23 protein-coding genes are annotated in these 23,781 nt (G+C 36.2%); 13 read left to right on the top strand and 10 right to left on the bottom strand.

The window, feature by feature from the left end:
• Positions 1-157: 157 nt before the first annotated feature.
• The 3 genes from MP477_RS10190 (at position 158) to MP477_RS10180 (ending at position 3,518) form a co-directional block, all read left to right on the top strand.
• Positions 158-1,081, top strand: coding sequence for a M28 family peptidase (locus tag MP477_RS10190; protein ID WP_257190339.1), 924 nt, complete (start codon positions 158-160; stop codon positions 1,079-1,081).
• Positions 1,082-1,312: 231 nt separating this feature from the next.
• Entirely contained in the window at positions 1,313-3,151 is a 1,839-nt protein-coding gene (locus MP477_RS10185; protein WP_230033751.1) for an ABC transporter ATP-binding protein, read from the top strand.
• 19 nt (positions 3,152-3,170) lie between these two features.
• On the top strand, positions 3,171-3,518 hold the full coding sequence (locus MP477_RS10180; RefSeq protein ID WP_257190338.1) for a DUF1801 domain-containing protein: 348 nt from the start codon (positions 3,171-3,173) through the stop codon (positions 3,516-3,518).
• A 151-nt stretch (positions 3,519-3,669) separates the two neighbouring features.
• Here the strand turns inward: MP477_RS10180 and MP477_RS10175 are convergent, their stop codons facing one another.
• From MP477_RS10175 to rsfS, 5 genes are all read right to left on the bottom strand, one after another.
• Entirely contained in the window at positions 3,670-4,323 is a 654-nt protein-coding gene (locus tag MP477_RS10175; RefSeq protein WP_257190337.1) for a phosphatidylserine decarboxylase family protein, read from the bottom strand.
• A 4-nt stretch (positions 4,324-4,327) separates the two neighbouring features.
• Positions 4,328-5,200 carry a phosphatidate cytidylyltransferase gene (locus MP477_RS10170; protein ID WP_257190336.1) on the bottom strand — a complete coding sequence of 291 codons (873 nt, stop codon included), beginning with the start codon at positions 5,198-5,200 and terminating at the stop codon, positions 4,328-4,330.
• Between the two features lie 24 nt (positions 5,201-5,224).
• Complete coding sequence (locus tag MP477_RS10165; RefSeq protein ID WP_209800513.1) at positions 5,225-5,806, bottom strand: LUD domain-containing protein; 582 nt, start codon at positions 5,804-5,806, stop codon at positions 5,225-5,227.
• A 134-nt stretch (positions 5,807-5,940) separates the two neighbouring features.
• Positions 5,941-7,962: an ATP-dependent zinc metalloprotease FtsH gene (ftsH, locus tag MP477_RS10160; protein WP_257190335.1), complete on the bottom strand. Its 2,022-nt coding sequence runs from the start codon at positions 7,960-7,962 to the stop codon at positions 5,941-5,943.
• A 17-nt stretch (positions 7,963-7,979) separates the two neighbouring features.
• Positions 7,980-8,348: a ribosome silencing factor gene (gene rsfS / locus MP477_RS10155; protein ID WP_230033733.1), complete on the bottom strand. Its 369-nt coding sequence runs from the start codon at positions 8,346-8,348 to the stop codon at positions 7,980-7,982.
• An 87-nt stretch (positions 8,349-8,435) separates the two neighbouring features.
• Between rsfS and MP477_RS10150 the strand changes: the two genes are divergently transcribed.
• On the top strand, positions 8,436-9,149 hold the full coding sequence (locus MP477_RS10150; protein ID WP_257190334.1) for a biotin--[acetyl-CoA-carboxylase] ligase: 714 nt from the start codon (positions 8,436-8,438) through the stop codon (positions 9,147-9,149).
• On the opposite strand, the gene MP477_RS10145 is transcribed toward MP477_RS10150, so the two are convergent.
• From MP477_RS10145 to MP477_RS10130, 4 genes are all read right to left on the bottom strand, one after another.
• Positions 9,143-10,255 (bottom strand): LptF/LptG family permease, encoded by a 1,113-nt coding sequence (locus MP477_RS10145; RefSeq protein WP_257190333.1) that lies wholly within the window; start codon positions 10,253-10,255, stop codon positions 9,143-9,145. The two genes, MP477_RS10150 and MP477_RS10145, sit on opposite strands and share 7 nt — an antisense overlap.
• Positions 10,256-10,261: 6 nt before the next feature.
• Positions 10,262-11,392, bottom strand: coding sequence for a tRNA guanosine(34) transglycosylase Tgt (gene tgt / locus MP477_RS10140; RefSeq protein ID WP_257190332.1), 1,131 nt, complete (start codon positions 11,390-11,392; stop codon positions 10,262-10,264).
• Between the two features lie 67 nt (positions 11,393-11,459).
• Positions 11,460-11,915 carry a DUF4296 domain-containing protein gene (locus tag MP477_RS10135; protein ID WP_230033710.1) on the bottom strand — a complete coding sequence of 152 codons (456 nt, stop codon included), beginning with the start codon at positions 11,913-11,915 and terminating at the stop codon, positions 11,460-11,462.
• Positions 11,912-12,628 (bottom strand): polyprenol monophosphomannose synthase, encoded by a 717-nt coding sequence (locus MP477_RS10130; RefSeq protein WP_230033708.1) that lies wholly within the window; start codon positions 12,626-12,628, stop codon positions 11,912-11,914. The genes MP477_RS10135 and MP477_RS10130 overlap by 4 nt, the downstream gene beginning before the upstream one ends.
• Before the next feature lie 224 nt (positions 12,629-12,852).
• On the opposite strand from MP477_RS10130, the gene MP477_RS10125 reads away from it, so the two are divergent.
• From MP477_RS10125 to MP477_RS10105, 5 genes are all read left to right on the top strand, one after another.
• Positions 12,853-13,521, top strand: a complete 669-nt coding sequence (locus MP477_RS10125; protein WP_257190331.1) for a DUF4271 domain-containing protein — start codon at positions 12,853-12,855, stop codon at positions 13,519-13,521.
• Between the two features lie 12 nt (positions 13,522-13,533).
• Positions 13,534-14,274, top strand: a complete 741-nt coding sequence (locus tag MP477_RS10120; RefSeq protein WP_047485086.1) for a uroporphyrinogen-III synthase — start codon at positions 13,534-13,536, stop codon at positions 14,272-14,274.
• A gap of 170 nt (positions 14,275-14,444) precedes the next feature.
• Complete coding sequence (locus tag MP477_RS10115; RefSeq protein WP_257190330.1) at positions 14,445-16,790, top strand: T9SS type A sorting domain-containing protein; 2,346 nt, start codon at positions 14,445-14,447, stop codon at positions 16,788-16,790.
• Between the two features lie 158 nt (positions 16,791-16,948).
• The gene (locus tag MP477_RS10110; protein WP_230033704.1) at positions 16,949-18,994 is read left to right on the top strand and encodes a S9 family peptidase; all 2,046 of its coding nucleotides are present in this window, start codon (positions 16,949-16,951) and stop codon (positions 18,992-18,994) included.
• Between the two features lie 256 nt (positions 18,995-19,250).
• Complete coding sequence (locus MP477_RS10105; RefSeq protein WP_047484784.1) at positions 19,251-19,589, top strand: hypothetical protein; 339 nt, start codon at positions 19,251-19,253, stop codon at positions 19,587-19,589.
• A 111-nt stretch (positions 19,590-19,700) separates the two neighbouring features.
• Here the strand turns inward: MP477_RS10105 and MP477_RS10100 are convergent, their stop codons facing one another.
• Positions 19,701-20,186: an SRPBCC domain-containing protein gene (locus tag MP477_RS10100; RefSeq protein WP_257190329.1), complete on the bottom strand. Its 486-nt coding sequence runs from the start codon at positions 20,184-20,186 to the stop codon at positions 19,701-19,703.
• A 200-nt stretch (positions 20,187-20,386) separates the two neighbouring features.
• On the opposite strand from MP477_RS10100, the gene MP477_RS10095 reads away from it, so the two are divergent.
• The 4 genes from MP477_RS10095 (at position 20,387) to MP477_RS10080 (ending at position 23,779) form a co-directional block, all read left to right on the top strand.
• Positions 20,387-21,922, top strand: a complete 1,536-nt coding sequence (locus MP477_RS10095; RefSeq protein WP_230033695.1) for a sensor histidine kinase KdpD — start codon at positions 20,387-20,389, stop codon at positions 21,920-21,922.
• 89 nt (positions 21,923-22,011) lie between these two features.
• Entirely contained in the window at positions 22,012-22,698 is a 687-nt protein-coding gene (locus MP477_RS10090) for a response regulator transcription factor (RefSeq protein ID WP_002982671.1), read from the top strand.
• A gap of 78 nt (positions 22,699-22,776) precedes the next feature.
• Positions 22,777-23,400 carry a hypothetical protein gene (locus tag MP477_RS10085; RefSeq protein WP_257190328.1) on the top strand — a complete coding sequence of 208 codons (624 nt, stop codon included), beginning with the start codon at positions 22,777-22,779 and terminating at the stop codon, positions 23,398-23,400.
• Positions 23,401-23,419: 19 nt separating this feature from the next.
• Positions 23,420-23,779, top strand: coding sequence for a hypothetical protein (locus MP477_RS10080; protein WP_257190327.1), 360 nt, complete (start codon positions 23,420-23,422; stop codon positions 23,777-23,779).
• The last annotated feature ends 2 nt before the right edge of the window (positions 23,780-23,781 follow it).

Here is a 23,781-nt window from a genome sequence, read left to right as displayed (position 1 = left end):
GAGAACAGCTTCTTTTTAGGAGCTGTTTTTTTTATCAGAACCAGGTTCTGCCTCTTATAAAACAATTTCTACAAATTAATTATCTTTATTGATGTAATCTCATGCAACATTTCACTTAAATGTACGACAGATCATAATAATATTAATAAAAAAAATAATGAAAAAGCTAACCTATCTTGCTCTATCAGTGTTCTCTATATGTACTTTTGCACAGGAAGTTTCACAGGAAAGAGTGAAAACCATCCTTTCTACTCTTGCATCAGACGAAATGAAAGGACGTGAAATAGGAACTCCTGAAAATGAAAATGCAGCCAACTATATTGCCGCACTTTTCAAAGAGAATAATCTTGAATACTGCACAGGAAACTCTTACCTGATTCCTTTTCAATACAAAGGCCAAAAAGCATATAATGTATGTGGGGTTAAAAAAGGAACATCAGATCAGTATTTAGGGTTTTCCGGACACTTTGATCATATTGGAACCAGCAATAAAAGTGGCGATAATATTTATAACGGAGCTGATGATGATGCCAGTGGAATTACAACTTTGGTAGGTATTGCCGATTATTTTAAAAATAAAAAACCTCAGTTTTCAATGGTTTTCATGGCCTTTAACGGAGAAGAAAAAGGAATGCTCGGTTCCACAGCAATTTCTGAAGATAAAAATCTGGATAAGATCTATCATAAAATGACCGCTCTTTTCAATTTTGAAATGGTAGCCACCGAATCTCAATGGGGGAAAAATGCATTATATATGACCGGTGACAGCTTCTCAGACTTAGATGAACTTTTCAATAAAAATGCCATAAATGGATTGGCAATAAAGCCAGACCCTTATGCGGAAGAACAGCTTTTTTACCGTTCAGATAATGTGAGCTTTGTAAAAAAGAAAATTATTGCCCATTCATTTTCAACGGTTGACATGACTAAAGCATCACACTATCATCATGAAAATGATGATATTAACATTGTTGATTTTAATAATATGACACAGATCATCAATAACTTCGGAAAAACATTAGACCAGTTAAATCCTAAGAATTTCACTCCGAAATATAATGACCAGGTTAAATTTAACTAATCTTAACAGCAATAAAACCGTCGTAATGGCGGTTTATTTTTTATCATACCGTCATTTCTTTTCAATACTTCCATAGTATTATCCCCCTTATTTTGTTTCAAAAATAAAAGAGAACATTTCCCTGGTGTAACAAAAAGGTATTTTTTGAAACATATAAGATAAAGTAAAATAGGATTAAGAACGTCTTATCTTTTAATTTTACGTAATTTTGCTATCCAATTTTTTCATTGAATGAACCAATATATTAAAATACTGAAGTTCGCAAGACCTCACCAAAAATACATCTACGGAAGTTTATTTTTCAACCTTATGTACTCTGTTTTTCAGATTGCTTCCCTGGGAACTATCTTACCTGTTTTGGGGATGCTTTTCGGAACCATTGAGGCTAAAAAATACAGCAAAGCACCTGTTTATTCAGGAGAAATTTTAGATTTTTTCTCTTACGCAAAAGAATATGCCAATTATTATGTTCAGAGTTTAGTAACAGAGCATGGTGCACTTAACGTTTTGGCTTGGCTTTGTGTGATAACGGCTTTTATGTTTTTACTGAGAAACCTTTTCAGATATTTAGGTTCATTTTTATTGATCAATTATCGCGTAGGCGTTACTAAAGACCTTCGTGGAGCAATGTACAGAAAGATTCTTTCTTTGCCTGTTTCCTTTTTTACAGAAAGCAGAAAGGGAGATCTGATGTCTCGTATGTCAAATGATGTGGGTGAAGTTGAAGGTAATATTTTGGGAAGTTTAGTTGAATTAATCAATGCACCTTTTATGCTGATAAGCACACTGGTTACTCTTTTCTTTTTAAGTACAGAAATGACTCTTTTTTCACTTCTAGTATTACCTGTAATGGGGACTATGATTGCTTTAATAGGAAAAAGCCTGAAAAAAGACTCTCATCAAGCTCAAAATGAGATGGGAAATATTTTCTCGATTGTAGACGAAACATTAAAGTCTACAAAGGTGATTAAGATTTTCAGTGCAGAAAAAATAATGGACAATCGTTTTATGCAGTCAATGCAGAAATGGATTAACAGCTCTATAAGCTTAGGAAGAAAAAAAGAATTGGCATCTCCCATGAGCGAATTTTTAGGTTCGGTTACTTTCTTAATTATCGCTTGGTACGGTGGGAAACAAATCATTGTAGAGCAAAGTATTTCACCTGCGGATTTCTTGGTTTTCCTGGGTATTTTTTTCCAGATTTTACCTCCTGTGAAAAGTTTATCTCAGTCAATTTCGAATGTGCAGAAGGGAGAAGCTTCCCTTGAAAGAGTTCTAGCAATTCTTGATGCTGATGTGAAAATTGACGAAATAGCAAATCCTGTTTCTATATCAACATTAAATAATTCAATCGAGTTTAATAATATTGGTTTTTTCTACGATAAAGATCATACGATTCTTAAAAACTTCTCACTTTCTATCCCAAAAGGAAAAACGGTCGCTCTGGTTGGGCAAAGTGGAAGCGGCAAAACAACAATTGCCAATCTTTTAGCAAGATTCTACGATGTTTCTGAAGGAGAAATCATGATTGACGGAACCAATATTAAAAATTTAAAATTACAGGAATATCGCAAGCTTTTAGGCATGGTAACGCAGGAATCTGTATTATTCAATGATTCCGTTTACAATAATATCCTGATGGGTAAGCCTGATGCTACAAAAGAAGAAGTTATTGCCGCAGCAAAAATTGCCAATGCAGACGCATTTATCACAAGACTTCCTGAAGGATATGATTCAAATATCGGAGATGATGGCGGTAAGCTTTCCGGAGGACAGAAACAAAGGGTCTCTATTGCAAGGGCTGTTCTGAAAAACCCACCGATCATGATCCTAGATGAAGCCACTTCTGCGCTGGATACGGAATCTGAAAGATTCGTACAGGATGCCCTGGAAAAAATGATGGAAAACAGAACTTCCCTTATTATCGCCCACCGGCTTTCAACGATCCAAAAAGCTGACTGGATTGTAGTTATGGAAAAAGGTGATATCGTAGAACAGGGAACCCACCATGAACTGATTGCCAGAAAAGGAATGTACAATAAGCTTGTGGAGCTTCAAAACTTCGACTAACTATTTTAAGTAATTTAAAATGAACCCTATACAAGAGTATTTCTACAGAATCGAAGAGCCTGAAAGAAGTACTCTTTTATTTTTGCGTGAAAAAATATTAGCATCGGATACGGAAAACATTACTGAGACTTTCAGCTTTGGACTTCCTTTTATCAAATACAAGAAGAAGATGCTGTGCTATTTCTACTACAGCAAGAAATATAAGAAACATTATATCAGTTTTTATCATGGGGATAAACTGGATTATCCCGAACTTACTCAGGATGGCAGAAAGAAGTTTAAAATCCTTCTAATTGACGTGGAAGAGGACTTACCCCTGGAATTTATATTGAGCCTGCTGGATGAGATTAAACAATACATCAGATAAGAAAGATTACAAAACGCTTGATATAAAAAGAAAGATGGAAAGCTGTCCCGTTTTTTATGACATTTGTACATCCATTCGTGGTATTTGTGCTTAAAAATAAAAAAGACCGTTCTCTTTCGAACGGTCTCATTTATATGATTTATTGTAAATCTTAATGTTTTAATTTGGCAATTACATCCAACCCTCCTGTTGTTATATCTCCGATCTTACAAGTAATCTCAGTATCCAACGGCAGGAATACATCCATTCTGGAACCGAATTTAATAAATCCGAACTCGTGTCCTGCTTTTGCCTGATCTCCTTCATTACAGTAGAAAACAATCCTTCTTGCCACATATCCTGCAATCTGTCTGAAGACTACTTTATGATGCGTCAGCGTTTCCACAGCAACGGTAGTTCTTTCATTTTCTGTAGAAGACTTTTCATGCCATGCTACCAGATATTTTCCTGGGTGGTATTTTTTGTAGATCACTTTCCCCGTTACCGGATATCTGCAGATGTGAACATTAAGAGGAGACATGAAAATAGAAACCTGGATTGCTTTTCCATTCAGGAATTCGCTTTCTTCCACTTCTTTAATCATTACTACTTTTCCGTCCACCGGAGCTATTACATTTTCTTTATGGTCAAGGATACTGCGGTCCGGAACTCTGAAAAACCAGAATACAAGACAGTAAATAACCAATAAAGGCATAATGATCACTAACGACCAGATTTTAAGAAAGTAAATCGCTAACACGCCCAATACAATAAAAAGCAGGGTTGCTACGGTAATCGTTCCTTTTGATTCTCTATGTAATTTCATGAGACTAAATAAATTTTTCTAAAATAAAGTACAAATATACGACAGGAACACAGATTATGAAACTATCCAGCCTATCTAATACTCCTCCATGCCCGGGAATGATGTTTCCACTGTCTTTTACCCCGAAATTTCTTTTCAATTGGCTTTCTACCAGATCACCTAAAGGAGCGAAAGCAGCCACTAAAAACCCGACTACCATCCAGTTTCCTCTAAGTTCCGGCTGATACTGTTCTATGAAGTATGATAAAACCAATGTTAAAACTACGCCTCCAGCATAACCTTCCCAGGTTTTTTTAGGAGAAATTTTAGGAGCCATTTTATGTTTTCCAAAGAATTTTCCTACAAGGTACGCAAAGGTATCACTGCTCCAGATCAGGACAAACAGAAAAAGAACCTCCAGAGAGAACGTATCGTTATAGCTGGAGAACTTAGGCAGCCCCAATGCAAAACTAAACGGTAAAGCTACGTAAATGACTGTAAAAATCAGTTTTCCGCTATCGTAGTATAATTCGTTAGGATATTTAAATAGAGTGACTACAGCAATCCCAATTAAAGCAAGGGCCAGTATTTCACTCAACCTGAAATCAAAAAAGAAATCATGATTGAAATACCGCTTGGAAAAAATATAAAATATAAAAATGACCAGTGGAAATACCACCCATTTCTCATATCCTTTTCCAAACTTCATAACTTTAATACATTCCCATGATCCCACCACCAATAAAAGGCTGATCAGCCCATGGTAAAGGTATTGCTGTTTAATAAGTCCCGGGGAAATATTGTTGATCAATTGTGCTCCAATCGGAGTGGTACAAAGAATGATTATAGCTACATAAGCAATACCTGAGATCGTTCTTTGAATAAGGTTTTTGTCCAAAATTTAAAATTTAGAATTGCGTGCTTAGTCTTCAAGCAGTAATAGAAACAGTTTAGGACTGGAGGAAGAAGAACCGTCTAATTTTGACTGCCCTCCACTAATGGAAGTAAGGTTCTTGATATTTCCGTTCCTTTTTATTTTTCCCATTGCATCATTAAGGTTGTTCACAATCTGTGAAACATTGGCAATGATAATAATCTTATCTGGCAACCTTGAAGAATGGTAGTGAAGGATATTATTGTGTGAAAGCATAATTCTTCCGTCATAGGCAATCAGATATTCACAAGTGATAAATGCAGCGTTGTTGGATGGCTGTAATTCTGATGTGTAAGAAGACCTCACAACGTTCAAAAAGTTCTGAAGTTCTTTATCCCAACAGAACAGGCTATCAATACCTTCTATCTTAATAATTTGATTTAAAGTTTGTAGAGCCTCCGCTTCATCTGCACAATAATTAAAAAATCCCCCCGAATGCGTAAATAATTGCGCAAACTTATAGTCGAGATCCGCATTTTTCAGCGAGTCCCCAAGCTTCTCCAGACTCTGTTTGTCCTCTTCTTCAGGCTGGTTGGTAAGTTTGCTTACAATTCTCTTGAATAAATTCAACTTAATCTATTTTTAGTCAACTTTATACAAAAATAGAAAATTAATTACAATAGATTCTAAAATATCTCCTTAAATATGAAAAAACCTGACAATTTTAAAATTGTCAGGTTATATTTATCTTATTTTAAAGATCTTTAAAGTTGTGTCGGAGTTTCCGGAGCCTGTATTTCGCTCTCTTCTTCCTTCTCTTTTATTTGAGGAATATCCAATATTTCCTGTTTGTCTTTCTCCGGAATTGTATTGGTCACAGGTTTCTCTGTCAGTTCAGGATCCCATGCTCTCTTTCCAAATATGTCTTCCAAATCTTCACGGAAAATAACTTCTTTTTCTAAAAGCTTATTGGCTAAGGCATCAAGCTTATCTTTATTTTCTGTAAGAATTCTTACAGCTCTTTCATACTGATTTTCGATAATCATTTTGATTTCAGCATCAATTTTCGTAGCCGTATCTTCAGAATAAGGTTTTCCAAAAGAATATTCAGACTGCCCTGAACTGTCATAGTAAGAAATATTACCAATATTCGGGCTTAATCCGTAAACTGTAACCATTGCCTGAGCTCTTTTCGTCACTGTTTCCAAATCTGATAGTGCCCCGGTAGAAATATTGTTAAAGATTACTTGCTCTGCTGCTCTACCTCCTAATGTAGCACACATCTCATCCAGCATCTGTTCCGTAGTGGTAAGCTGCCTTTCTTCCGGAAGATACCATGCTGCCCCTAAAGAACGTCCTCTTGGGACAATCGTTACCTTTAAAAGTGGAGAAGCATGTTCTACCAACCATGAGATGGTAGCATGACCCGCTTCATGATAAGCCACTCTTTTCTTTTCAGAAGGCTTAATTGCCATATTTTTCTTTTCAAGACCTCCGATGATTCTGTCTACCGCATCAAGGAAATCCTGTTTTGTAACAGAGGTATGATTGTATCTTGCTGCAATAAGAGCGGCTTCATTACAAACATTGGCAATATCCGCCCCACTGAATCCAGGAGTTTGTTTTGCCAGGAAGTCTCTGTCTACATTGTCATCCAGTTTGATTTTTTTCAAATGAACATCAAAGATCTCTCTTCTCTCATGCAATTCAGGAAGGTCTACATAGATAGAACGGTCGAAACGTCCGGCTCTCATCAAAGCTTTATCAAGGATATCCGCTCTGTTGGTCGCTGCCATTACAATTACATTCACATCTGTTCCGAAACCATCCATTTCTGTAAGAAGCTGGTTCAGGGTATTTTCTCTTTCATCGTTACCTCCTGAGAAATTATTTTTTCCTCTGGCACGTCCGATGGCATCAATCTCATCAATAAAGATAATCGCCGGAGATTTTGCCTTTGCCTGGGCAAAAAGGTCTCTTACTCTTGAAGCACCTACTCCCACAAACATTTCTACGAAATCAGAACCTGAAAGCGAGAAGAACGGAACTTTAGCTTCACCGGCAACAGCTTTTGCCAATAATGTTTTACCGGTTCCCGGAGGGCCTACCAAAAGAACACCTTTAGGGATTTTACCTCCCAGTTTGGTATACTTTTCAGAGTTCTTCAAGAAGTCTACAACCTCCTGAACTTCTTCTTTAGCTCCTTCCAATCCTGCAACATCTTTAAATGTTACCTGAATTCTTTCTTTTTCGTCAAACAGTTTTGCTTTAGATTTCCCGATGGAGAAAATTTGTCCGCCAGGGCCTCCGCCACCTCCCATCTTTCTGAAAAGAAGGAAGTAAAATAATCCTAAGATCGCAATCCAGATCAATGCAGACACTAAGATATCCATGAACGGGTTTTTACCTGCTCCGTAATCTTTTGTCGTTTTAATAGCTGGGTTTGTTGCTTTAACCTGATCAAATTTCTGAAGGAAAAGCTGGAGATCTCCATATTTTACAGAAAAATCTGCTTTAGGAGCCATTTCCAACGCCGAAAGTGGGTTACTTTCATTGGCAGATTTAGTTACCGTTGCTGCTTTTGCTGCTTTTGTAAGAAAAACGTCTGCTTTCTCTGTGTCTTTGTATATAATTACATTCTGGACTTTCCCCGCCTGCATTTCTCTAAAGAAACCATCTTCATCAATAGATTTTGCACTATCTCCTCCTAAAAAATTGGAGCCGAAAAATAGCAAAAGAGCTATGATTGCAATAGGAAAGAACCAGTTGAATCCTTTATTATTCATTTATACTTTTTAAAATTTTAAAATTCATTTTCTATTTTGGTAATGACTGCGTCACCCCAAAGTTCTTCTATGTCATAGTACTCGCGTACATCTTTTTGAAATATATGAACTACCACTGAAACATAATCTACAAGTATCCACATTGCATTTTCCGTACCTTCTACGTGCCAAGGTCTATCTTGAAGTTCGTTTCTTACTTTCTTCTCTACACTTCCTGCCAATGCAGATACCTGTGTATTTGAGTTTCCACTACATATTACGAACGTCTCTGCTACGGAGTTTTCAATGTTTGAAAGATCGAAGATCATGATATCTTCTCCCTTTACATCCTGGATAGCTTCAACGATTTTATCTAATAATGCTTGTTTTTCTGCTGTTTTATTCATTAAAAAAATACTATAATCTGCAAATTTATTGTTTTTTCTTTACTTTACCCTTACTTTTACCCCTTTAATGTCTTAAAGTTTTCTTAAATGAGCCAACTCTTCTACCTGAAAGAATGTTCTTCTACTAATGACGAAATATCCAAGTTTTTACTTTATGAAAATTTAGATTTTATAGGACTTCATACTTTTAACCAAACGAAAGGCCGCGGTCAGTATGGAAATGTATGGACTCAAACTGCCGGAAAAAACCTGGCTTATACGCTGGCAGTGAAGTCTCAGAGCATCTTGTGCTCTGACTTTATATTCAATTATTATACCGCAATTATTATCAGGGATTTCCTGGCCAAATTGGCTGATCATGACATCAGAATAAAGTGGCCGAATGATATTATCCTTAAAGGTAAAAAAATCGTTGGAATTTTGATTGAAAAGAAAAAAATTAATCAAAATAATTATTTCATTATCGGAGCCGGAATTAATATCCTTCAGGAGAAATTTGACGAGATATCCAATGCAGGATCCCTTCTCACGCAAACAGGACAGCTATTTGATCTCGAAAATGTAGCGGTAAACCTTCATGAATATGTATCTGAAAAACTGAAAAATATTCCTTCTGACCAGGAAATTCTGGACCTGTTCAATGCAAATCTGTTCCGGAAAGATGAAATCTCGGTTTTTGAAATTGAAAAAGAACGCCAAAATGGCATTATCCGTCATGCTGATGAAAAAGGTGAACTTTGGATAGAACTGGAAAACGGATTACGCTCTTTTTACCACAAAGAAGTAAAGCTCCTTTACTGATTGGCTCTTTTGATATATAAATAAAGAGTAAGCGGAAGGAATACCAGGTTCGGAAGCCACATCGCCAAAGCCGGCGGCAGGCTTTTATTCTCAGAAACCACCTTTAAAGCTTCAAATGAAAACACAAAAAGGAATGCTAATGAGATCCCAATCGCAAGGTTAACTCCAAGCCCTCCTCTTTTCTTCTGCGAGGATAATGAAAGCGCTAAAAAAGTCAGGATAATGATAGAAACAGGCATAGAAGTCCTTTGATACAGCTCATTCAGATAAGAATTCAGGTTACTGTTTCCTCTGGCTTTTTCTCTATCAATAAATTTTAAAAGCTCCGGTGTAGTTTTATTCTGTCCTAAAAGCTCATTAGGGAAAAGCTCTTCCGGGGAATGCCCATAGTTTTTCCTTAGCTCTATTCCATTACCCAGTTTTTCGGTATTGTCTTTATTAATGGTTTTTTCAAGATAATTGTTCAGCACAAACTGCTTCTTGGTAAGATCCCAATATACCTCACTGGCTTTCAGCTCATAAACCATTCTTCTGTCTTTATCATACTTCTGATATATAAAACTGGACCCTCTTTTATCCCTTTTATTCCATGAAGCAACAAAAATATACTCCGTTTTACTAAGCTGTGAAGATGCCGGGGCTGTTCCTAAAATCTTTTCCTTATTGGCAGCATTATAGGTATATGCCTCCAGTTCGTTTTTCTTGATATTGGCCCAAGGAAGAACCAAATGATTGACCACCAGAGACATCAAGGCAATCAGAATGGAAGTATAAAGATAAGGTTTTGCAAACCGGTGAAAACTGGCACCACTGCTTATAATGGCTACAATTTCCGTATTATTGGCCATTCTGGATGTAAAATAAATCACTGTAATAAACACCAGAATAGAGAGAAATGTTACCACAAGATTAATAATCCAGAAAGGATAAAAATGAATAAGGAAGTACACCAGATCCAGCTTGGCATCAATAGCTTTTGCATTTTCTATCCTTGGAATCTTTTGCTGAACATCAATAACGAGTACTACTATAGACAGCAGTATCAGCATGAAACTAAAGGTTCCAAGATATTTTTTGATGATATATCTGTCTATTATTTTAAGCATAGTCTTCTACAGTCTTTGTCTGAGAACCGGAACTACAGAGTTTTTCCACTCATAAAAATCTCCTGCAAGGATGTGCTCTCTCGCTACTTTAACCAAATCAAGGTAAAATGCCAGATTATGGATAGAAGCAATCTGTTTTGCTAAATATTCTTTGGATACAAATAAGTGACGAAGATACGCTTTTGAATATTCCCTGTCTACGAAGCTTGTACCAAACTCGTCTAAAGGAGAAAAGTCCTGTTTCCACTTTTCATTTTTAAGGTTCATTATACCCTGCCATGTGAAAAGCATTGCATTTCTTGCATTTCTTGTAGGCATTACGCAATCCATCATATCAATTCCTAATCCAATAGATTCGAGGATATTCCAGGGAGTTCCCACTCCCATCAGGTATCTTGGTTTTTCTTTTGGAAGAATATCCGTAACTTCATCTGTAATCCGGTACATTTCCTCTTCGGGCTCTCCTACAGAAAGACCTCCAATAGCATTACCTTCTGCTCCGGCTTCTGAAATAACTTCAGCAGAAATTTTTCTTAAATCTGAATAGGTAGATCCCTGTACAATAGGAAAAAGCCTTTGTTTATGTCCGTATAATTCAGGATTATCATTGGTCCACTCTATACATCTTTTTAACCAGCGATGGGTAAGCTCCATTGATAATTTGGCTTGATTATACTCACAAGGATAAGGAGTACATTCATCAAAAGCCATAAAAATATCGGCTCCGATCTGTCTTTGGATCTCCATTGATCTTTCCGGTGAGAACATATGATAACTTCCGTCAATATGAGATTTAAATCTCGCTCCCTCTTCCGTCATTTTTCTGTTGCTCGCCAATGAAAATACCTGAAAACCTCCTGAATCTGTAAGAATAGGAAGATCCCAGTTCATGAATTTATGCAGCCCTCCTGCAGCCTGCATTGTTTCCATACCCGGACGAAGATACAGGTGATAGGTATTTCCCAGAATAATCTGGGCCTTAATGTCTTCTTTTAATTCTCTCTGATGAACTGTCTTTACACTCGCTACTGTTCCCACAGGCATAAAAATGGGCGTCTGTATTTTCCCATGATCTGTGGTAATTTCTCCTGCTCTGGCCTTTCCTTCGGAGGTTTTTTCTATATTAAAAAATTTCATTAGTATACTTTTAACTGATCGGGTCAGTAATTCATAATTTTATCAAATAGGGATTCCAATACCATCACTACTTCATGATAGGTGGAATTCCACTATTCTTCTGCTTATCTTTTATATATTTATCTGCTTTCGGATCTTTTTTCAATAAAATCTCCTGAGCATTATTGGCAATATCCTGCATCTCGTCTTTGATCACATAATATTTAAAACTTTCAACAAAATCATTGGGTTTTACCTTATGAGACTTAAGAATGAATCTTGTACCTGCCTCTAAATTACTGTTCTGATACATAAAAGTTGCCTGGTCATTGATCGTAAGATCTACCAGAATTTCAGCCATCAAATCTTTATCGACCAGGTTTTTAGGCTTATCGATATAATCGTTGCATGAAAACATGCTTAACAAAACGAAAATAAACATCAGCTTTTTCATCAGCTTATTTTTATATTTTTTAACGATCTGATGGAGCTTCACATGTAAATTTCCCTCTGTATGAGAAGAATTGGTCATGCGTTGCTTCATAATCTGTTGATAATTGATTTCCACTTTAAGTTTAAAACACCAAATACAGCTTCATGAATGATGCCACCGTTCATTTTGCTTTCTCCTAAAATTCTATTGGTAAATATAATAGGAACTTCTACAATTTTAAAGCCTTTTTTATAAGCCCTGAATTTCATCTCTATCTGAAACCCATATCCTTTTAGTTTCACATTCTCCAAGCCTATATCTTCCAATACTTTTCGGGAAAAGCAAACGAAGCCGGCTGTAGTATCATGAATTGAAAGTCCCAGGATAAATCTCACATATTTTGAGGCAAAATAAGAAAGCAACACTCTTCCCATGGGCCAGTTGACCACATTTACCCCTTTGGAATAACGGGATCCAATCGCCATATCTGCATGAAGACAGGCTTCATAAAGCTTAGGCAGGTCATTCGGATTGTGAGAAAAATCGGCATCCATTTCAAAAATGTAATCATATTTATTTTCGATGGCCCATTTAAATCCATGGATATATGCTTTTCCCAAACCGTCCTTTATACGCCTTACAGACAAATGCAGATGATGGGAAAACCTTTTCTGAAGTTCTTTTACCACCTCGGCAGTACCATCCGGAGAAGAGTCATCCACCACTAAAATATGAAAGTCATCTTCCAATGCAAAAACTGCGGAAATAATATTTTCAATATTTTCCTTTTCGTTATAAGTGGGGATAATGACTAGTTTTTTCATTTCAGTTTGCAAAGATAGTTTATTTAACCTTTTTATTTTATACAAAATAATCTATAATTTTGCAAAAAATACTTCTCACAGGTTTAACCGAATTTGATATTCACTAAACCTGAATCATATATAATATTATGGAGGAATATATTTTAGCTACAGATGAAGTAATAATAAAAATCTGTGCCAAGCTGTGTTATTTGTGGTTACATAAAAATTAAAAAAAATAAACTTTGCTATCGTCACAAAACTTTATAAATCAAGTAAGAATACCCGAGAATAATGACTGGGTCATCTTCATTCTTGTAGGCTGCATATTTTTATATGTTTTTATGATGAATATCATAGAAAGAGATGCTAGCCTTAAAGATTTTCTGCTTCAAAAGTATTTTGACGCAAGCAATAACCTGCCAAGCTGGATTATTACATCATGTGTAACAACGCTTACACTGTCTGTTTTAATTTCCCAGTACATTCCGCTGGTGCCTAAATATATTGCAGATGTACAGCTCTTAGGATATCAGCTCAATAAATTTGGGTATACATTACTGGCGGTTCTGTTTTTTTATCTCATAAAATCTGCATTGGGCTTTTTATTTTACCAAAGTATAGGAGATGGAAAAAAATGGTCTATTTTTTATTTTACCTCCACTAAATTTTATTTTATCCTGTCATTTTTATTAATAATTCTTTGTGTAACCCACTATTACTTCCCTATTGACAGAAATAAAATATTTGTTTACTATTTTTTCTTCTTTTCTTTCGTGTTCATTTTCAAGGTCTTTTTCTATTTATTTCACAAGAACAAGATTCTTCCTGAGAAATGGTATTATAAATTTTTGTATATTTGCACCCTCCAAATAGCACCATTATTACTGCTTTGGAAGTTGTTATTTTTTTAATAAATGTCAATGATGAGAATAAAGTCTATATTGGTTTCTCAACCAGCGCCTAGTGAGTCTTCTCCATATTTGGATATAGCGAAGAAGGAAAAAATAAAGATTGATTTCCGCCCTTTCATCCACGTCGAAGGAGTTGACAATAAAGAACTCAGAACTCAGAAAATTGATCTGACGCAATATACCGGGATTATTTTTACCAGTAAGAATGCGATTGATCATTACTTCAGACTTGCAGAGGATCTGCGTTTTGCAGTTCCGGACACGATGAGATACATTTGTCAGTCCGAAGCCATTGCCAACTATCTTCAAAAGCACATTGTGTACAGAAAGAGAAAAATCAGCTTTGGAGAGAAAAATTTTTCAGACCTGCTTCCTCTTTTCAAAAAATTTCCTACTGAAAAGTATCTGCTGCCATCTTCAGATGTTTTAAGTCCGGATATTGTAAAAACTCTCGATTCTTCCAATGTAGAATGGACAAGAGCTATTATGTACCGTACGGTATGCAGTGATCTGACAGACATCACCATTAAAGATTATGATATGCTGATCTTCTTCAGCCCACAAGGAATTAAATCTTTACAGCAAAATTTCCCTGACTTCAAACAAGAGGAAACAAAAATCGGTGTTTTTGGAAACACTACTTTAGCAGCAGCTGAAGAAGCGGGCTTAAAGGTAGATCTAATGGCCCCCACTAAAGAAACTCCGTCCATGACAATGGCTCTGGAAAAATATGTTAAGGCTCTGCATAAATAGTCTATACTAAGAATTTAAAAAAAACCATCTTTTCCATAGGGGAAAGATGGTTTTTTTATTTTAAAAGCAATTAAGCATAAAAAATATACTGCTTAAAATCAAATATTTAATACATTATTCTTTTTCACAATATTGGGATTTTTTATAATTATATTTATTAAAATTTTATTATGAAAAAAATATTATTCTCTTTATTTTTATTCGCAATTGTATTTGTAAATGCACAAAATGACGACTGCTCAGGAGCAATCTCCCTAACTATAGGAACAGATTTCACTTCGGGAGTAATTACTTCCAATAATACAGGAGCAACTACTGACGGCTCTTTACCTTCATGTAATTCAGACGCTGTAGAAAACGTTTGGTTTACAGTTGTAGTACCGCAAAGCGGAAATCTTAAGATAGAAACAAAGGAAGCTTCCGGTTCCGGTTTTGATGACACTGTACTTACAGTTTACAGTGGAAGCTGTGGGTTTTTAACAGAAATTGACTGCAACGAGGATGATGGTGACGGCTATTTTTCACTTCTTTCGTTAACCGGGCAAACTCCAGGGGCTACTTTATACATCAGTGTTTGGAAATATGATGACACTACAGATAGTGGTGATTTTCAGATTTCAGCTTATGATCCTGTTCCACCAGCCAATGATGACTGCACAGGAGCAATCGCTCTAACCGTTGGAACAAATTTTGCTTCGGGAGCAATTACTTCCGATAACTCAGGAGCCTCCACTGATCAGTCTTCCCCTTCCTGTAATCCGGACGCTATTGAAAATGTCTGGTTTACTGCGGTTGTTCCGCCAAGTGGAAATATTGCCATAGAAACCAGAGAAACTTTCAACTCTGCATTTTATGACTCAACAATTTCTATTTATAGTGGAGACTGCAATTCACTGACAGAAATTGTCTGTGAAGATTATTTTTCTCCCATTACATTAACCGGACAGACTCCCGGAGCCACATTGTATATAAGTGTATGGAAAGCTGCCGACTATGCAGATAATGGAGCATTCGAAATCTCAGCTTATGATCCTATTCCACCAGCCAATGATGACTGCACAGGAGCAATCGCTCTAACCGTTGGAACAAATTTTGCTTCGGGAGCAATTACTTCCGATAACACAAGAGCTTCCACTGATCAGTCTTCCCCTTCCTGTAATCCGGACGCTATTGAAAATGTCTGGTTTACTGCGGTTGTTCCGCCAAGTGGAAATATTGCCATAGAAACCAGAGAAACTTTCAACTCTGCATTTTATGACTCAACAATTTCTATTTATAGTGGAGACTGCAATTCCCTGGCTGAAATTGCCTGTGAAGATTATTTTTCTCCCATTACATTAACCGGACAGACTCCCGGAGCCACATTGTATATAAGTGTATGGAAATATGACGACTATGCAGATAATGGAGCATTCGAAATCTCAGCTTATGAACTTATTCCACCAGCCAATGATGACTGCACAGGAGCAATCGCTCTAACCGTTGGAACAAATTTTGCTTCAGGAGCAATTACTTCCGATAACACAGGAGCTTCCACTGATCAGTCTTCCCCTTCCTGTAATCCGGATGCTATTGAAAATGTCTGGTTTACTGCAGTTGTTCCGCCAAGTGGAAATATTGCCATAGAAACCAGAGAAACTTTCAACTCTGCATTTTATGACTCAACAATTTCTGTTTATAGCGGAGACTGCAATTCACTGACAGAAATTGCCTGTAAAGATGATTTTGGTTCCATTTCATTAACAAGTCAGACACCGGGAGCTACATTATACATAAGTGTATGGAAATCTAACGACTATGCAGATAATGGAGAATTCGAAATCTCAGCCTATGAATTTATTCCTCCTAGTAATGATAATTGTTCAGGAGCATCACCATTAAACGTGGGAACAGATTTTGCGTCGGGTTCAATTACTTCCGATAACACAGGAGCAACTATTGATGGCTCATTGCCTACATGCAATTCATATGCCGTGGAAAACGTATGGTTTACAGTTGTAGTACCACAAAGCGGAAATCTTAAGATAGAAACGAAGGAAGCTTCCGGTTCCGGTTTTGATGACGCTGTACTTACAGCTTACAGTGGAAGTTGTGGTTCTTTAACGGAAGTTGGCTGTAACGAGGATGGTGGTGACGGTTATTTTTCACTTCTTTCGTTAACGGGGCAAACTCCTGGCACTACTTTATATATCAGTGTCTGGAAATATCGTGACACTACAGACAGTGGGGAATTCCAGATTGCAGCCTATGATGACACGTTATTATCAACCCATGAAGTTTCTGATCAAAAAGAAAAAATAAAAATATTCCCAAATCCATTTACTGACCTGCTCAATATTTCTGATGTATCTCACGTAAAATCTATTCATATAACAGATATTTCAGGAAGATTAACCAAGGTAATTAAGAAACCTTCATCTTCGATATATTTAGGTGATTTAAAACAAGGAATGTATTTAATCACTTTAAATATGGAAGATGGAACTTCAAAAACCATAAAAACCATAAAAAAATAATTTCTTCAACGATATTAATGGTAAAGGCTATCTGATTTTTGATAGCCTTTCTTATATTTGAATAAAAATTAACATTGAATGAAATGTCCGTATAAAGCTCCTTTCAAAATGAAAGGTATCAGGATTTATTTTCTTCAGTAAAAAATCAAAATATTCGGATGAAAGCTCCACAGGCAAAAAAAATAGAAAAAATATTAGAAACTCACGGCGATAAAAGGACCGACAATTACTTTTGGCTTAACGAAAGGGAGAATCCTGAAGTTATCCGGTATATTGAAGAGGAAAATGCTTACGAAGAATTCATCATGAAAGACACTGAAGAACTTCAGGAAGCGCTTTTTGAAGAAATGAAGGCCCGTTACAAAAAAGACGATGAGTCTCTTCCTTATTTCTTTAATGAATACTGGTACATTGTACGCTATGAAGAGGGTAAAGAATATCCTATTTTCTGTAGAAAACATAAGAGCCTGGACAATCAGGAAGAGATTATACTTGACGTCAACATACTTGCCAAAGGTGAAGACTTCTTTGAAGTGGGGAGTGTAGCAGTAAGCCCGGATAATAAGCTGGCTTCTTTTTCTGCGGATAATGTAGGGCGGAGAATTTACACTCTGCAATTTAAAAACCTGGAAACAGGAGAGATCCTTCCGGACAGTATTCCCAATACCACAGGAAAGGCCGTATGGGCCAATGACAACAAGCATGTTTTTTATATCAGGAAAGATCAAAGCCTCCGCGCGTTTCAAGTATACAGACATGAGCTGGGAACTGATTCATCAGAAGATATTTTGATTTTCCATGAAGAAGATGACACTTTTGACGTAAATGTTTTCAAAACAAAATCATTAGAATATATTTTCATTGCAAGCTCAAGCACTATTTCTGATGAACACCGTTTCATTCCTTCTGATAATGTATTTGCAGAATGGACGATCATTCAGCCAAGAATAGATGATCTTGAATATTCTGTAGAGCATTATGAAGATGAATTCTATATCATTACCAATGCTGATGATGCCTTCAATTTCAAAATCGTAAAAACAAAGATCAGCAATTGTGGTATGGAAAACTGGGTTGATGTAATTCCTCACCGTGCTGAAGTTTTATTGGAAGGTTTCGAAATCTTTAAAGACTATCTGGTTCTTGAAGAAAGAGAAAGAGGATTGCTGCAAATCAAAATTATTGATGAAAAAACGCAGGAATCATATTATTTACCTTTCTCAGATCCCACTTACACTACCTATATTGGTGTGAATCTCGAATTTGACACCGAGATTCTGCGTTATGGCTATACTTCACTGACGCAGCCAAGCTCTACCTATGAATATAATATGAAAGAAAAAACAACCAAACTTCTTAAGCAGCAAGAAGTTTTGGGCGGAAATTTCTTCCCTGAAAATTATATTTCCGAAAGAATATGGGCTGATTCAAGAGATGGGGAAACAAAAATTCCAATTTCTCTGGTATATCATAAAGACACCAAAAAATCTGCAGACACACCCCTTCTTCTGTATGGTTATGGAAGTTATGGGCATACCGTAGATGCCAGCTTCTCCAATGTGAGATTGTCAATTCTGGACAGAGGATTTATTTATGCTATTGCCCATATCCGAGGTGGCGAATATCTGGGAAGAGAATGGTATGAAGATGGAAAAATGCTCTTTAAGAAAAATACATTTTTTGACTTTATTGATGCCGGAAAATATTTAATAAAAGAAAATTATACTTCATCCAGACATATGTTTGCAATGGGTGGAAGCGCCGGAGGGCTTTTAGTGGGAGCTGTTGTTAATTATGAACCTCAGTTATTCCATGGAATTGTAGCACAGGTTCCATTTGTGGATGTAGTGACAACTATGCTGGATGATACCATCCCTTTAACAACCGGGGAGTATGATGAATGGGGTAACCCGAATGATAAAGAATATTATCATTACATGAAAGAATATTCTCCTTATGACAATGTGGAAGCAAAAGATTATCCACATATGCTTATTACCACAGGGTTTCATGATTCACAGGTACAGTATTGGGAACCTGCAAAATGGACAGCAAAGCTGAGAGAATTAAAAACAGATGATAATATTTTAGTGTTCAAAACGGATATGAGCTCAGGACATGGAGGAGCAAGTGGAAGATTTGAATCACTGAAGGAAGATGCGCTGGAATATGCGTTTCTTTTAAAAATCAATGATAGTTTATAAATGATGGATGGTGTAGATTATAACAAAATTTTCGGCTTTAAATAAACAGTTAGCCATCACCATCATTAAAGGAATTATCAAAACTCTTATAACGAAGTTTTTTTGGGTCATAAAAAAATATTACGATCTAAAAAGAGATAGTAAACAGATATAAAAAACAAAACGGAAGAAATACTAAAAATTATTTCTTCCTAAAGAAAAATGCTAAAGAATTAACTTTATCATTTAGCACTTATAATTTATCATTTATAAAGGTATGAACGAATCCGAATATTGGAAAAAAATAGAACAATTCTTTGAAGATAATTTCCAGACAGAAAAAAATCCACCAATTGAAACCATATTATTTTTGATTGGGCTTCAGGAACTGGGGAGTGGCCAGCAAAAATATACGAAAGACGATAAACTGAACATCCTTCATATTGCGGTATGCAGATTATTAGAACCTTTTGGATATTATAAATTTACACATTACGAAGATGGATGGCCCCATTTTGATAAAGTAGAGGGCCTGCCTGAATTAAGACCCAATGAGCAGTCTCTGCTTATGAAAAAGGCGATTATTCAGTATTTTCAGGATGAAGAATTGCTATAAAGATAAAAGCTTGGATGTTTTCCAAGCTTTTTTTACTCACCAGCTTCATTAAGAAGAACACTGATTTTATACCAGGTATATTAGATTCTTAACAGCTAGCAAAATCTTTAATTATTTTAAAATTTCCTCAAGCTGATTCAGTCCCATTTTAAATCCTTCTTCAAAGCCCATTTCCAATTGTTGTTTTAATGCTTCTGCCGACGGAAAATGAATATTGACAGTCACTTTTGTACCCTCTTCTACTCCGGTAAACCCGATAAGCCATTTTGACTGCCCGAAATTTTCATTTATATTGCCATTTTCATCACAGAAAGCATCGACTCCATCAAAACTTCTATGTTCCATAATTTCACCATATTTTACCTGCGCATAATGTCTTTCCCCTTCCGGTCCTACCATAGCGTATAACCAAATTCCACCTTCTTTAAAATCCTGCCTCTTTGTTTCACATTTCCAGGGCTTAGGCGCCCACCACTGATCCAATAATTCGGATTGAGTAAAATAGTTCCATACTTTTGAAACATCTGCTTCGTAAACTTTCATTACATAGACAGCATTTGAGTCAAAATCTTTGTTGAAAATGATCGTTGATTCCATAATTAATTATTTTTAATAAAGTTACTTCTTTATTTATTTACCGTACTTTTCATATGACAAGTATTATATAATTCATAAATAATTGTTAAAAAACATCCTTTTAAGAAAAAAAACACAATTTTCTGGCTCGTTTTTTGTTTACCTTGTCTTAAAACAATTAATTTTAACATTCATTTTTCCAAAACATATAAAATAAAATAATGAATAATAAATTCATCCCAATAATTTCGGTGTTTATGACGATCTCACTGATTGTCTTTGTTACGCTCCAATTTTATTGGCTGAAACGTTATTACGGCACTCTTGAACAGGACTTTTCCAACAAAGTTTATTCAGCTCTGGAAAACGTATCCAAGAATATTGAAGAAATTGAAGCTGATAAATACCTGAATAAAGAAAACAGAAAAACAATTCTTGCCAACAGTAGCCAACCTTCTTTGACAACTATTCAACAGGTAGAGGACTCTGGCACCCAGAGACAGATCATCTACTCTAAAAATATTATTTCAAATACCCAGCTTCCGATTTCTAAAAAAGGAGACACCGTAAAGCTGACTACTTTATATACTGACGAGGCAGCCTATAAGATCAAGAGAGATACCACCAACCGGGAACTTCTTACGGCTGATCTTAATACAGATATTGAAAATGGAGACTATGCCATTAAAGAGTTTGTAAAAGTATACGGCAGCAACTTACCGATTGCGAAGAGAGTGGATCCCGTTATTCTGGATTCCGTTATTGCAAAAGAATTGAAAATAAGAGGTATTACAGCAAAATTTGGATATGGAGTTATTGACAAAAACAATAAGCTCACCAGTATTGCCAATAAAACATATAAAGAGAAAAAAGACAGCAATACGTATAACTATCCGCTTTTTACAGACAAAAAGAATACGTTATACAGTCTTGCCCTGGTTTTTCCTAAAAAAGAATATTCCCTGGCGATGAATAACTGGCCTATGCTGCTGGGAACTTTTCTATCGTTACTTACGATTCTCGGGATCTATATTATTTCCATCAACTATATGATGAGACAGAAGAAACTGGCTGAAGTAAAGACAGATTTCATCAATAATATGTCTCATGAGTTTAAAACACCTTTAGCTACTATTTCCGTAGCTACAGATTCTTTAGCCAATGATAAAATTGCCACCAATCCCGATAAGGTAAAATATTACTCGGAACTGATCAAACAGGAGAACCTGAGGATGAAAAAGCAGGTAGAAAATGTGCTTAATATGTCTAAGCTTGAAAGAAATGAAGTAAAGCTGTTCCTGAAGGAAACCAATGTAAGGGAACTCATCAAAAGAACTACAGAATCCTTCAATCTTATTGTAGGACAGAGGAACGGATCTCTTACCCAGAAATTTACAGCGACGCATTATACTTTTAAAATAGATGAATTCCACATCTCCAATATGCTGGTTAATCTATTGGATAATGCCAACAAATACTCTCCCGAAGCTCCTGAAATTCATGTAGAAACGAAAAATGAAGGAAACTGGTATATTATTGAAGTTTCTGATAAAGGAATGGGAATGGATACCCAGAACAAAACCAAGATTTTCGAAAAATTCTTTAGGGAAGAAACCGGAAATATACACAACGTAAAAGGGCAGGGATTAGGTCTCTCGTACGTTAAGAAAATTGTAGAGCTGCACAAAGGACAGGTTATTGTAGATTCCAATAAAGGAAATGGAAGCACATTCACCATAAAGCTGCCCATGAGCTAGCATTAAATGAAGTAAAAAATCAAATAACAAAATATAGAAGAGAGAGTGAGAAAGTTCATTCTTATTATTAATTTTTAATTATTGAAATTATGAGCAACAGAATATTATTAGTAGAGGACGATCAGAGTTTTGGAGCGGTGCTTAAAGATTATTTAACAATCAATAATTTTGAAGTTACCCTTGCCACTGACGGAGAGCAGGGACTTAAAGAGTTTACAGAAAACGAATTCGACATCTGCATATTTGACGTAATGATGCCTAAAAAAGACGGGTTTTCATTAGCTGAGGATGTAAAAAAGATTGATAAAAACACCCCTATAATCTTCCTTACGGCAAGAAATATGAGAGAGGATATTTTGAAAGGATACCAATTGGGAGCTGATGATTATATCACCAAACCTTTTGACACTGAACTTCTTTTATATAAGATCAAAGCTATTCTTCAGAGAAGCTCTACCCTTGAAAATGAAGAACAGGAACAGTTCAAAATCAGTAATATTTTCTTTGACTCTATGCTGAGACAGCTAAAAGTAGGTGACAAAGAGTACAAACTTTCTCCAAAAGAAAATGAGCTGTTAAAACTTCTTTGTATCCATAGAAATGATTTCATGCCGAGAGATCTTGCTTTAAGAAAAATCTGGAAGAAAGAGAATTACTTTACGGCCAGAAGTATGGACGTATATATTGCAAAGCTTCGTAAGCTGTTAAAAGACGATGAAGGATTGGAAATTATCAATGTTCACGGAGAAGGTTTCAGACTTTTAGTGAAAAATTAGTTCTAAAATCAAACTATAAATATAAAATTAGCAAAACAATTCAAAATGTTTTGCTAATTTTGTTTCATACCCATGGATATGAAGAATACATTTGTAGGTTTAATGACCGCATCATTACTTATTGTTTCCTGTAAAAAGGATGAAAGAGCAACCTATATAAAAGAAGCAGGCTCTCAGCCTGAAGTAGCATTGAATTCTCCAAAAGCATCCCTGCTGAATCAGGCAGGAATTCAATCTAACCCCACTCCTTCTCCTATTGCAGCAGCTCCGGGAATGAACCCGCCACACGGACAGCCGGGACACCGCTGTGATGTTCCTGTAGGACAGCCTTTAAACAACAGCCCTACTCCGGTTTCTCAAAACATAACAGTAAACGGCAATAATGCCATTAAAATTGACCCTAATGCTGTATCTCCCGGAAAAATTACCATTGACAATAACGGTAAGCAGGTAAAAACCGCTCCAGGGATGAATCCTCCTCATGGAGAGCCGGGGCACCGATGTGATATTCCTGTGGGGCAGCCCTTAAACAGTAAGCCGGCACCGGCTCCTCAGCCACCGGCTAATGTACAGACTATTCCAACTCCAGCACCGGGTCCGGCCTCGCAGAACCTGGCTATGGGAGAAAAACCAAAGGCCAACCCTGCTCATGGTGAGCCCTGGCATAACTGCGCGGTAAAAGTTGGTGATCCTTTGCCATAAATGTTGTATTTTTGCAGGCATGAAGCTGCTTCACCTATTTATAATAGTATTTTGTTTAGGAATTTTTTTGGTTCCTAGAGACAGCTTCTATGTCCAATCCATGCAGGATACCTGCTGTAAGGCAGAATCTAAAAAGAGCGACTGCTGCAAAAATCATTCTTCCAAAAAAGACAGCAAAGACAGCACAACAAGATCTTGTAATGACGACTGCTGCTCATCATGTGTTGCCTGTTATACTTTTATAGAAACTCCATTTTCAAAAAATTTACGTCTGGAACTGTCTTATTACAAATCCAATAAGAATCCTCAGTTTCAACACTCAGATCCTTATCTTTCTGACCGTTTAAAAGAAATCTGGCAGCCGCCTAAAATAGGCTAATT

The organism is Chryseobacterium sp. WG23, from assembly GCF_024586575.1.
In the GTDB taxonomy this organism is placed as follows: Bacteria; Bacteroidota; Bacteroidia; order Flavobacteriales; family Weeksellaceae; genus Chryseobacterium.
The sequence above is the reverse complement of the archived record's forward strand: the minus strand, read 5'-3'. Positions and strand labels throughout refer to the sequence as shown.